The following is a 13,802-nucleotide window of genomic DNA, read 5'->3' as shown; positions in this document are numbered from 1 at the left end:
CGACAAGCTGTGTTACGGAGGAGCAGTCAGGGGGCTAAATATTTCATACATCATTCATGCGACGCCAACAGTAAAATATACACCATACACAAGAAATTTTCACCCTAATCGCAACATTTGACCACGACAAATGAATTGCATTTTAATACTTTTGACATTTATTAACACATTTTTCCATTAAATGCACAAAGCAATGACCAAAGGAAAATTTCTATTCATCACACTGATACTCCTGATGCTTTTTTCATGCAAGGATGATTTCAACAAATACGAGCAACCCGAATGGCTCGAGGGGATGGTTTACACCCAGATAAAAAACATCGAAGGGCTTGAAACATTTACCAAATGCCTCGAGTTTAGCGAATATGCTGAAATCATTGATGCTTCTGGCAGCTATACTGTATTTGCTCCCACCAATGAAGCATTTGAACTTTATTTTCAAAACCACCCTTCTTATGCCACGGTAGAGGACATTCCACTTCCGGAACTCACCAACCTGGTTAAATACCACATTGTACAAAATCCATGGAACAGGGATCAGTTGCGTTTGCTTGATGTAAATGGTTGGATTGATCCCACCGATGAATTTAACAACAAAGCCTGGGGTTATAAAAGGCAGACCCTGTTGAAGAAAAAAGACTATAAATTTGGTGTAATCTCTGCACCCGATAAAAAAGACGCATGGAATCTGGTCGACACGACCAAGTCGAATATCAAACGCGTTTTTATTAACGATATAAGCAAATATGCACCTGTATTTTATAAGGAATATTTCAACCTGAACAATTTACAGCTTAACGATTACAGCTTCTATTTCGATCGCCCCTTTGACGATCCGATGGACATGTATTACGTGAATGCAAAGCTTTCAGGCGAGGAGCACTTTGCCGACAATGGTTTTATTCACGTCATAGACCGGGTTGTTGAACCACTGCCCAATGCCTATGAAATGATAGCTGGCAATGATGAATATAAGGACTTTTTGAACCTGGTGAACCAATTCCCCGACATGAGCTGGAATGAAACCGCAACCAACGAACAGGCCGGTGCAGACCAGGGGCTTCAGGTTGATTCCTTATTTGACCTCACTTATCCCGAGCTCACTTTTGATATCACCAGCGAAAGAACCAAGGCTCCTGCCGGAGGAGTGGGCCTGCCCAGCGAAGTAACCATTCGTTTTCATCACGGATTGATGGCACCAACCAATCAGGCATTTTCCTCCTTTGTCGATCAATACATCAAGGGAGCAGGACAATGGGGATCACTGCAGGCAGTACCACGTAAAATCAGAAAAATTATTGCCAACTCCTATTTTTCGATCAATGCCATCTACCAGAGCGATTTACAAAACGGATTCTACAACGGAGAAGAAGACCTTATCTTTCTCGATCCTTCGCACATTGTAGAAAAACAATACGGAAGCAATTCAACCTTTATAGGGATTGATGAACCCATCGTTCCCCGTGCCTTCAAAAGTGTTACCGGCCCGGTATATCGTCAGCGGGGTTTTTCCACCATGATGAATGCAATTGAATTTTCGGGTTTGCTTTCCTCCCTTAAACGTGAAGGACAGGATTACGCACTTTTTGCCGTACCTGATCAAACACTTACCGTCGACTCATCGCTGTTTTACCGCTACATAGAACAAAAAGATCAGATTACCGAATACTTTTATGCTGTATCACGAATTTCACAGCCTAAAATGTATTATTTCTATCAAAACGATTTGCGGGTATTACTACTTAACCAAATTGCAGTAGAAACGCCGAAAGGAATTGCAAACAAGGAATTCCTCAAGACCCTTGGCGGCAACTACATAACCTGGGATAACACAAGCGGAACCGTGGTTGGTATGGAACCCTCAACAACCGGCTTCCGAAGTGGAGATCAAGTTGAAGTAAGACCGAAGAAAATTAGTACCGATACCGATAACGGGGATACATACGAAGTGAATGCCTGGTTTAAATATGCCGCAACGAACCTCTTCCTCGAATTAAAATCAAACTTTCCTGAATTTACCAGTCTGCTGGTTAAGTCAGGCCTGGCCAATGAAAGAGAAGAAGAATTCAGTTTTATAACCGGAACCGACCTTTATACCGTATTTGCCCCTACGGCAGAAGCCTTACAGGCCTATCAGGCTGATACCCTGAGCAACGAAGAACTTGTTCCTTTTCTGAAACTTCATTTTATTAAAGGAAATATGATCTTTACCGATGGTAGAATGCCTTCGGGCTATTATCCCTCTGCTGCCACTCAAAAAGTTGGCAATGCCACTGTCAACATCGAAGTTTACCTGAGTCCGGGATCCGACATCATCGAGGTCAGGGCTGCTAACGGCGGAAGCTATGCCCAAGTGAACGAATCGGTCAATACCAATATTATCTCAGCCAACAACCTCGACGACGGCAGCGGCCAGGCTAATTTCAATAACATAGTGTCAACGGGCGTAATTCATGGCATTGATAAAGTGTTTGATCTGACGCAAATCGACGTTAAGTAAAACCTAACCATACAAAACGATTAATTTTTGAACCTAAGGCGTTTATACGAAATGAAACGAATCAAAACATCCATAAACCTGATCCTGGCACTGATGCTATTTTGTTCGACCCTTGCCAATGCACAAAGCAGCAAAATCATCCGCGGCAGGATCGTCGAAAAATCCGGTGTTGAACCCATCATCGGGGCAACAGTGGCCGAGATCGACAGCGACAATCGTGTAATTGGTGGTACTGCTACCGACATCAACGGTGACTTTGTATATACTATGAAAGATCCGGCCAACATGCTTCGTGTGAGTGTAATCGGGTACCATGCCCGGGATCTAAAACCGCTTTTTAATCAATCGATGAAAATCGAACTCGAATCGACCGACATCGAAATCGGGGCTGTTACCATTACTGCCGAACGCCAGTCGGGCTCGGGGCTCACCAACATCGAGGACCGCGACAAGGCCTCCTCGTCGGTAAAAGTCGACCTGATTGAGATGCAGGAAGTAGGGGTTACTTCAGCTGCCGATGCGCTTCAGGGCAAGGTGGCGGGTTTGGACATCCTTAGTGCCTCCGGAGACCCGGGCTCAGGATCACAAATTGTAATTCGTGGTCTGAGCTCTATTGGGAATAACAAGCCCTTGATCGTAATCGACGGCATTCCGCAGGACCGCGTGGGAGCCGACATCGACCTTAGCTCAGCCGACCAGGAAGACATCAGTAACATGATCAACATTGCCCTTCAGGACATCAAATCCATCGAGGTACTGAAAGATGCAGGTGCTACTGCCATTTATGGTTCGAAAGGTGCCGATGGAGTTTTGCTTATCGAAACCCGCAAGGGAAAGATGGGAGAAGTACAGTTTGAATACCAGTACAAACACAGTTTGAATGTACAGCCCGACCCCATCCCCATGCTCAATGGTGATGAATATGTCACCCTTCAACTGGAACAGTTACACAATGCCAGGGGTACTTTCGAATTACCCGATGAAATTGCCTACAACCCCGATTACGAAGACTTCTATAACTATTCGGCCAATACCGACTGGCTAGATGCCATTACACAAAACGGTATCACCATGGACCACTACTTTGCCCTGTCGGGCGGTGGCGACAAAACGCGTTATTCAGCCTCGTTCAGTTACCTCGACGAAGAAGGAACCACCATCAATACCCGCTCAAGGCGTTTTTCAACCCGTATCAACCTCGATTACATCCTGTCGAAAAAACTGATGTACACGGTGCTTTTCTCTTATACTACCAACAATGTCGACGGCAACGTTTCAATTGATAATCGTAACATAAGGGAAATGTCGTACATTAAAGCACCCAACATGAGTATCTGGGAGTACGATGAAAACGGAGAGCCCACCGGGGAATACTTTACACCAATCACCAGCTACCAGGGAGCCGGAGGTTCCTACTACAACCCAGTGGCAGTAGGTACATTAGGCAGTAATGACCGTAAAGAGCACGGACTGGAAACCTCTTTTCGCCTGCGTTATATTTTCAATGACTGGGTTCGCTTCCGTCAAACCATTTCCTTTCAGTACAACGGATCGAAATCAAATGTCTTTCTTCCCTACAATGCCCTCGGTGTTGACTGGCTCGACTGGCAGGTCAATAAAGCAGAAGAATCGAACAACATTAACTCATCCATTCGTACTGAATCTCAATTCATATTCAATGCACCCTTCGATGCCTCCATACATGATTTGTCAGGAGCCATTTCGTGGGTAACCAACCAGTCGCATTACGAATGGATGAACCTGCAAAGCAACCGTACACCATCGGTTGACCTGCAGGATCCAGCCATTAATTCTCAAATTAACTGGATTGGTTCCGGATCAGGCGATGCCCGCGACCTTGGAGCAGTTTTCAACATGAACTATAAGTACCTCGACCGCTACATGCTTCAAATTAATGCACGAGCCGATGCCAACTCAGCCTTCGGACAAAACAGCCGCTGGGGCCTTTTTAAAGGAGTATCTGTTGGATGGCGTTTTTCAAGCGAATCATTTCTTTCGGGTGCCGACTGGCTGGGCGAAAGCAAACTCCGCTTTAGCTGGGGTACTGCCGGACGTCCTCCAAGTGATCCCTATGCACGCTTTTCACTCTACAATACATCGGGTACTTACGCAGGAAACAACGTAATTATTCCCTCAAAAATCGAACTTCGAAACCTGAAATGGGAAAATGTAGAATCGTACAACGTAGGAATCAACCTCAACCTGTTTAAAGACCGCCTTTATTTTGAGGCTGATGTATATACCAAACATACCACCGACATCCTTTTTGGTGGAACACAAACATGGCAATACTATCAGATTCCCTATTCTTCTGGTTTTTCAGGCCTGCAGTTTTTCAATGGAGGTGAAATGTTAAACCAGGGATGGGAATTAATGATCAACGGAAAACTGATTCGTAAAAAGGATCTTATCTGGAGTGTCTATTTCAATACTTCGAACAACTACAACCAGTTTTCAAAACTGCCCGAAAATTTCAACAATGAGAAGTCGACCGACATCTCCAATGGACAATATCCACAGCGCGTAGTTGAAGGTGAACCTATCGGATCATTTTTCGGTTTCGAATATCTGGGCGTATATGCCAGTAGCGAAGATGCCATTGCCCGCGATGCCGAAGGCAATGCCATTCTCGATGCCGACGGCGATGTAATTCCAATGACCTATCTCGGAACCTACACCTTCAAAGGGGGAGATGCCATGTACCGCGATCAAAACAACGATGGAAAAATCGACCTCAACGACGTAGTTTATATTGGTGACTCGAACCCCGACTTCATTGGTGGTTTCGGAAGCGCCTTTCAATACAAAAACTTTGATATCTCTTTGGGCTTCCATTATCGTATCGGCTTCGATATTATTAACGGGGTAGCAATCAAAACCGAAGGGATGAACGACCGCAACAACCAGAGCAAGGCTGTACTGCGCCGCTGGAAAAAAGAAGGTCAGGACGAAGAACACATGTTGCCACGTGCCTACGAGAACCATCCTGCCAACAACCTGGGATCGGACCGCTATGTTGAACGGGGCGACTACCTGAGGTTGAACAGTGTAAAGATCGGCTACAAAGTACCCAAGCACATTTGCGACCTGCTGCACGTAAACCGCATGAACCTGGCGTTGAGCGCGCGTAAATTACTCACCTTCACCAACTACTCAGGACAGGATCCTGAAATTGGTCAGAATGCAAGCGACCCTTTCTGGATTGGAGTCGATAATGCACGTACCCCTCCATCGAGAATGACTACAGTTAGTTTATCGGTTTATTTCTAATAACAATGAAAAGAATGACTAAACAGCACACGACAATGAAACGCAGATTCAACTATATCATCATCCTACTCATCCTCGTTACGCAAACAGCCTGTAACGACTGGCTGGAAATGATGCCTCCCAGCGGACTGACTCGCGAGGAATACTGGCAAACCAAGGAGGACGTTGAAGCCACCCTGATGGGCGCTTACAGTACCTTTTCGACCCTCGATAATTTGATGTTTATTCATGGCGAAGCACGGGCCGACATGGTGGCTGATGACTACAGCCTCGACTGGAATATTCGTAATATGATGAATGGCAACATTTACCCCGACAACTGGCTGAGTAACTGGGAAAACTTTTACAAGGTAATTAACTATGCCAATGAGGTGATCGATAATGCTCCTGCAGTAAAAGACATCGATAAAACATTTACCGACTATCAGCTCCAGGGCTACATGTCGGAAGCTTATTTTATTCGTTCGCTGGCCTATTTTTACCTCGTTCGTATCTACAACGATGTTCCTTATGTAACCCAGCCCAGCGAAACCGACGATGTTGATTTTTATCCGCCTCAGGCTCCGGCCGACAGTATACTCGAACAAATTACCATCGAATTGCTCGAAGCCAGAAAATACCTGTCGGACAACTATCTGTCGTTAATGGAAATCAAAGGACGAGCCTCGAGAGAAGCCTGCGAAGCCCTTCTGGCCGACATCGCATTGTGGCGTTTCGACTATGAAGCAGTGATCGAACATGTCGACAATATCATCCTGGCCGATAAAATTGAATTAATGCCCAGTGCACGATGGTTTGAAAATTTCTATCCCGGAAATTCACTCGAAAGCATTTTCGAATTCCAGATCGATTTCAGACAGAATCAGCGCAATAATCTATTCGGTTTAACCGAAGTAAACAGTCATAATTTTGACCCCAGCAATACGGCGATTAAAGCTTTTGCCCGGAAATATACCAATGAACCTTTCCGTGGTCAGGACATCTCGATTAAAAAGAATTCGGAAACCGATTTTACCATTTGGAAATACGTTGGTTTAGCCCCCGACGGCAGTACTGTCAGGCCGGGTAACATCGAAGCAACAGCCAATTGGATTGTGTACCGTTATGCCGATGTGCTGCTAATGAAAGCCGAAGCACTGTCCCAACTAGGTCGTTACAGTGAAGCGCTTGAGCTGATTAACCTGATTCGCGAACGGGCAGGTATCGCACCGCGTACATTACAGAATTCAGCAACTGCCTTCGAGGATGCCATTCTTGAGGAAAGAGCACTTGAACTGGCTTTCGAGGGAAAACGTTGGTTCGATCTGGTTCGGATGGGCCGACGCAATAACTATGCCCGTAGCAGCAAATTGGTTGAAATCATCATCCAGAATGTACCATCAACACAAAAAAGAATTCTTGGCTCAAAACTAACCAACCCCATGGGCTGGTACATGCCGGTATATAAATTTGAACTGGAAAGAAATAAAAACCTAAAGCAGAATCCGTATTACAACAGGTAGAACTTAGCATTGGAAGGCTCAGTTTTCTTTGCTTTCAAGCAACCTTTAAAAGTAAACCAGATGAAAAAAATTCACATCATACTCGCCACTTTCGTTACCCTGTTTGCATGCTACTCATGTAACGAAGATGTACCCGAAGCCGGGTTTAAAGACATGGAACGTCAGACGATCTATGACTACATCGCGGAGAACGACTCTCTTTATTCAAAATTTCTTCAGATACTTGAAAAAGGAGAACTCGATAAAACCGTAAGTGCATACAATCCTAACGGAAACGATTATACCCTGTTTTTACCCACCAACGAAGCCATCGAACTGTTCATAGCCGAAAGCAATCTGTTTAACAGTTTCGACGATCTGTTGAACAATGCAGACTATGTTGCTGCAATGGCCCGTTATCATGTTGTAAACAGAGGTTATCTCACCAACGATTTTCCCTTTGGTGCGCTTGACGAACTAAACCTTTACGGCCAAAACATTACCATTGGTTTCGAAATAGGTACCGATAGTTCTTATTACAAAATAAACAATGAAGCTCCCCTTGTACAAGGGAACATCGAAGTGTCGAACGGCTACATTCATGTTATTTCAAAAGCCCTTACACCTATTACTTTTACCACCACCCAGTGGCTCGAACAAACCAGTGGATATTCCATCTTTTACGAAGCAGTTCAACAAACAGGTCTCGATGAAATTTTGAGCCGCGTGATTGAACGCGATACCATCAGCCTCAACCCTGTTACCCTCTTTGTGGAACCCGATTCGGTGTACCACCGTAACAACATCATGAATTTTAACGATCTGGCAGCTGCCATTAGTCCAAATAACACCGAATACACCAGCCCATACAACAACCTGTATAATTTTGTCGCCTGTCATATCCTCGAAGGCAGTCTCTTTTTATCCAACTTCGAAGAGCAAACATCCAACTACAATACTTATGGTAACGTCCCTGTGAACGTGAACGGAATTGATGAACTGGATCTGGCCATCAACCGGGGCAAACAAATATTTGATACCATTATTTCGGAAGTGGGCGACACCACCTACCTCAACTACATCACTTTTTATTACGATGTGAGCAATGTATTTACACTGAGTGGCTCCGTGCACCTGATCAACCAGATCATGCTGCCTCAAAATGCAATAGTGGCCAATCAATATTTCGAATTCTTCGAAGAACCGCTGTTCAATATTTATCGTGATAAGGGAGGTGAATACCTGGTACAGGACCAATCCCTGCTGTCTACTCTCTCGTGGACCGGCGGAACCAGCGATTTGCTGTTCGTGAAAAGTCTCGATGAAGAAGAACCAGCCTGGAATGATGACTATATTATGATGCAGGGTGACTTTACGCTCACCTATCAATTACCCAAAATTGTTCAGGGAGAATACAATGTACGTTTCAGGGCCCATGCCAACAGCATCGACAATGCCCTGGTAGAAGTCTTCCTCGACGGAGTGAAAATTGGAGGTTTAATAGACCTGACTACCGGCGGTAGCAGCAATGATCCTTACGTTAATTTCGATCTGGGAAGAGTCACTTTCCTTGAATATAAAAATCACGAAATTAAAGTGAAAACACTCATACCAGGCATACTGTACTGGGATGTTATCTATTTCGAAAAACCATCGTTATAACTGACAGTAAATGTCAATTGAAAAAAAATACTGATGAAAAAAATCGCTTATCATATCATCTTTGCCTTTATCGTTTTAGGGATAACAGCATGTGAAGACAAATGGACGGAACACTACGTAAACGTACCCGATACCATTGATCAAAGTGTTTGGGAAGCCATGAAAGCCGACAATCAGACAAGCAAATTTGTCGAATTAATTGAAAGCTTTGGACTCGACTCCATTTTTGAATACAACGATGTACATAGCTTTTTTGTACCAAGCAACAGTGCTCTTGAAAGCTATACCGACACTGCTGAAATTACAAAAAAGGGATTGGCCTATCATATTCTGCACCATTATATCCAACCCAACAACATTGAGCGCAAACGCAAAATTCAGACGCTGATGCTCAAATTTGCACAGTTTGAAAAGCGTGACGGACAATATTTATTCGACGAGATCCCTGTTACTTTTTCAAGCCCCCTATATCGCGACGGACGTTACTTTATTATCAGTGAAGTAGCAAGCCCCAAGCCCAGTTTGTACGAATACATTGCCCAAACCAACCCTGCACTGAAACAGTTTATCGACGATCAGGATTCAATCATTCTCGATAAGGAACTTAGCAAGCCACTGGGTTTCGACGATTACGGCAATACCATTTACGACTCGGTGGTCACGGTCATCAATCTTTTTGAAGAAGAATACTTTAAAGTTTCGGAAGAGTTCAGGGTAAAAACAGCCACCCTGGTTTTCCCGCGTCAGCATCTTTACGAACAAGCCTTGACCAACATGGCTCTTAAACTCGGCGGAAGCTACGACAGTTACGACGACATTGCCCTCGAATGGCAACAGGACATACTGATACCCTATCTTCTGAAGGAAGGAATTTACGAAAACATGCTTGAACCTGAAGAATTCGACACCGACACGCTTAAAAATATTCTGGGCGACAGTATCAGGATTCGTTTTACTCCGGTCGACAAAACCATTTGCAGCAACGGGTATGCTTATAATTATGCCGAATTCGAAATCCTCGACTCCCTTTTCATGAGCCCATTGCGCACTGAAGGAGAGGCACTTCTCAACGTTATTGGCAAAGACCGCTACTCGTGGAAAGACTCCATTAAGGTAATCAGCAGTCAGACCTTTCTGCCCGATGCCGACTTTGTAGCCGATGCCTCCAACGACTCCATTATGAAGATTCAGTTCCCCAACGGATATGAAGAAGCTTACAGCGTCGAGTTCAAGAGCAAGCCGCTCTTCCCCCGCCGTTATCTTTTTGTGATTCGTACCCATATGGATTTTGGCGGCCTGTATGAAATATACGTAAACGACGAACTAGTCAAAACCTTTGACTATTACGATTTTATAAGATACCGTGGTATAATGCCCAGTGCAGTTAGCGGAAAACGCTATGTACCCCAGGGTCGCTTCAACAAATTTGACTTCTGGGTTGATAACATCACTGAATACGGGCGTGCTAAAATCAGGCTCGAGTACAAAGGCCCGAGTCAGGCTAAGTTTAACGGTTTATTTATCGATTATATCGGTTATTTCCCCGAAGCAATGACCGACCTGATTATTAAAAATCCGTAAAGATGATTTACGCTCTTTTGAAGTACAACAGGCCCCGGGCCAATCAACAGGTCAGTAATGACCTCATGTTAAGACCGAAGCTAATTAAGAAAATAACAAGTTCAGCAATGAATAATACACCAATTAACCGAAACCTATCACGAATCATGCTCTTTTTGTTCATGATCATGATGAGTACCTTTACAATGCATGCACAGGAAATCCTTACTGTGAGTGGTATCGTGGTATCGCCCGAAAACAAAGCACTGGCCAATGTATCGGTGAGTGTTGAAGGATCGACCGAAATGCCTGCCTTTACAAACGAGAATGGTGAATTTACAGTAAAAGCCGACCACGGTGACGTGTGGATTATTGCGGCTCCTGCATCGGCTTATAAGCGCAAACGCATCTTTCTCGACGGCCGAAGCTCATTAACCATTATGCTCACACCCTTAAAAGTAGCAAGTGGCGAGGATCAGCTTGTCGCACTGAGCCAACAGGTTCAGATGAAAAATATGGCAACGGCCTTTTCCGATCTCGATCTGAATAAAATCCATCACTCCATTACCACCTCGATCGATCAGTACATGCAGGGCCGTGTATCGGGTATGCACGTGGTGAACCGATCGGGTGAACCTGGTTCGGGAGCAGTAAACTACATCCGTGGCATCAATTCAATTCATGCCAATACGCAACCCCTTTACATTGTCGATGGAATTATTATGGAACCTCAGGGTTTGTTCGGTTCGGTCATCGATGGTTATGCTTATAACCCTCTGCTGGCCATCAACCCACTCGATATATCCAATGCTACCGTGGTGAAGGATGCAGTTTATGCATCAGCTTATGGATCGAATGGGTCCAACGGATTGGTAATGATTCAGACCCTTGACCCAAGTGCCACTGAAACTTCGTTCGAAATAGACATGCGCCGCGGACTCTCATTAAAACCCGAAAGAAACATTCCGGTAATGAATGCATCCCAGCACAAAACGCTGGCCAAGGAATTGCTCTACAGCTCTGGCATGCTCGAGGAAGTAATGAGGGAGCAATATTCCAATCTATATCTCGAAGCAGACGACGAACGCTATAATAATTACCTCCACGACACCGAATGGCAACAATACATCTTCGAAAATGCTTCATTTACCAACTTTAACATCAAAGTAAAGGGAGGTGATGAAATTGCCCGCTATGGCTTGTCATTTGGTTATTACGACAACAAGGGAATTATTCGAAACACCAGCTATCAGGGCTACAACCTCCGCTTTGTCAGTCTTGTTAACATCTATACCTGGCTTCGTATGAATGCCAGCGTATCGTTCAATACCAGTAATTCTGCATTAAAAGAATCAGCACGGGTTAAAGAAACCAGTCCCATTCTTTCGGCGCTGGTAAAATCACCACTTTTAAACCGTTATCAGTACGATGCCGATGGCCTCGAAACTTCCATGCTTTCCGAAGTGGACGAATTTGGAGTGAGCAATCCCCTGGCTACCATTGAGAATTTTTCTGCCCGGAGTCAAAACTACCATATTATTACTTCATTGGGATTTGAAGCCGACCTGGGTGAAAACCTGCTTTTAAGAACCAATTTTGGAATCTTTTACAATGCACTCAAGGAGAACATGTTTATGCCCAATAAGGGCATGGAACTTTATTACGACAAGGAAGCCCACAACGTAGCCAAGGCATCGACCAATACCTTCAATGGCTTCAGTAATCACTCCATGCTGATTTACAATAAAAAATTCAATGCCAATCACAGTCTTAATTCAACTACCGGAGTAAACCTTACCTCCAACCGTTTTCAATATGACTGGGGTATTGCTAAAAATGCCCACGAAAACGACGAATACCGGGAACTTGCCAACGGCATCGACAATCTGCGAGAAATTGGAGGAAACAACCGGAACTGGAACTGGATTTCGATTTACGAAAAACTTTCCTATGCTTACCAGGATAAATACCTTGCTTCTGCTAGCGTTTCGCTCGATGGCTCTTCACGCATTGGAAAGGAAGCACCTACAGCACTCAACCTGATGGGGCAGCCCTTCGGTTTGTTTTACTCAGCCGGTCTTGGTTGGCGGGTTTCCAATGAAAGCTTCCTGAACGACAAAGCCTGGCTTGAAGAATTAAAATTCAGAGTAGCAGTCGGTGTTACCGGAAACGACGATATTGGCGAATCAAACGCTACCAACTTTTACCGTACACTCCAGTACCGACAAACAACAGGAGTGGTGCCGGGTACCATAGCCAATAAGCAGCTAAATTATGAAATGGTGAGCCAGTTAAATGCAGGTATCGACCTGGCACTTTGGGGAAACAGGGTACGAATGAACTTCGACCTCTTTAGTTCAACCACCAACAACCTGTTGATATATGCCCCGCTCGAAGCATTCTATGGCTTTGATTACAGACCGGAAAACTCCGGTGCAATGAAAAATACCGGTTGGGATGGCTATCTCTTCGGACGACTTGTCAATTCTCCATCGTTTAAATGGGATATTGAAGCCACCCTTTCGCATGCACAAAACCAGATCACTGCCATGCCCAACGACATACAAATTACATCGTATGGAAGCTACGAACTCGTTAACATGACCGGTGAAGCCATGAACAGCTTTTATGGTTACCGTTTTCTGGGTGTATATTCAAGCGAAGAAGAGGCAGCCAATGCCGGAATGGTCAACAACAAGGGAATCGCCTACAAAGCAGGTGACGCCATATATGAAGACATCTCAGGCCCCGACGGAACACCCGACCAGGTCATTAACCGCTACGATAAAATCAGCCTTGGTTCACCCATCCCTGAATTTACAGGTGGTTTAAGCAATACCTTTTCCTATAAAAACTGGTCATTAAATGCTTTCGTTTATTTTGTTACCGGTAACGAAGTATTCAATTACCTGAGGTACAAAAACGAATCGATGACCAGCCTGGCCAATCAAAGCACTTCGGTGCTTAAGCGCTGGCAATACGACGGACAGGTCACCGAAGTTCCGCGAGCACTGCTGAACGACCCTGTTGGCAACAGTGCCTTTTCATCACGCTGGATCGAAGACGGATCCTACCTGCGTTTGAAAAATGTATCGATCAGTTACAAAATCCCCAATGAATTCTGGGCTTTCAAAAATGCTGAATTTTATATCTCAGCAAGCAACCTCTTAACGCTGTCGACCTATCTCGGATACGACCCTGAATTTTCCTATTCATTCAATACTTCCGAACAGGGAATCGACTTTGGTACAACACCTGCACCACGTCAATTCCTGGTTGGTATTAAAATTGGTTTATAAAATTTTAGA

The 13,802-nt window shown here is 44.5% G+C and carries 6 protein-coding genes; all 6 read left to right on the top strand.

The features are described 5' to 3' along the window. The first annotated feature begins 193 nt into the window (after positions 1 to 193). On the top strand, positions 194 to 2,500 hold the full coding sequence (locus tag FHS86_RS01885) for a fasciclin domain-containing protein (protein ID WP_429410539.1): 2,307 nt from the start codon (positions 194 to 196) through the stop codon (positions 2,498 to 2,500). Between the two features lie 51 nt (positions 2,501 to 2,551). Beyond that, positions 2,552 to 5,791 (top strand): SusC/RagA family TonB-linked outer membrane protein, encoded by a 3,240-nt coding sequence (locus FHS86_RS01880; RefSeq protein WP_429410538.1) that lies wholly within the window; start codon positions 2,552 to 2,554, stop codon positions 5,789 to 5,791. A 35-nt stretch (positions 5,792 to 5,826) separates the two neighbouring features. Next, positions 5,827 to 7,293: a RagB/SusD family nutrient uptake outer membrane protein gene (locus FHS86_RS01875; protein WP_429410536.1), complete on the top strand. Its 1,467-nt coding sequence runs from the start codon at positions 5,827 to 5,829 to the stop codon at positions 7,291 to 7,293. A gap of 60 nt (positions 7,294 to 7,353) precedes the next feature. After that, the gene (locus FHS86_RS01870) at positions 7,354 to 8,934 is read left to right on the top strand and encodes a fasciclin domain-containing protein (protein ID WP_429410534.1); all 1,581 of its coding nucleotides are present in this window, start codon (positions 7,354 to 7,356) and stop codon (positions 8,932 to 8,934) included. A gap of 33 nt (positions 8,935 to 8,967) precedes the next feature. Next, on the top strand, positions 8,968 to 10,515 hold the full coding sequence (locus tag FHS86_RS01865; protein ID WP_429410532.1) for a fasciclin domain-containing protein: 1,548 nt from the start codon (positions 8,968 to 8,970) through the stop codon (positions 10,513 to 10,515). Between the two features lie 107 nt (positions 10,516 to 10,622). Further along, the gene (locus FHS86_RS01860) at positions 10,623 to 13,793 is read left to right on the top strand and encodes a SusC/RagA family TonB-linked outer membrane protein (protein ID WP_429410530.1); all 3,171 of its coding nucleotides are present in this window, start codon (positions 10,623 to 10,625) and stop codon (positions 13,791 to 13,793) included. Positions 13,794 to 13,802 lie beyond the last annotated feature (9 nt).

Origin of the sequence: Roseimarinus sediminis (assembly GCF_050433125.1) — a bacterium.
In the GTDB taxonomy this organism is placed as follows: domain Bacteria; phylum Bacteroidota; class Bacteroidia; order Bacteroidales; family Prolixibacteraceae; genus Roseimarinus; species Roseimarinus sediminis.
Note: the sequence above shows the minus strand (reverse complement) of the source record. Positions and strands in the feature narration are given on the sequence as shown.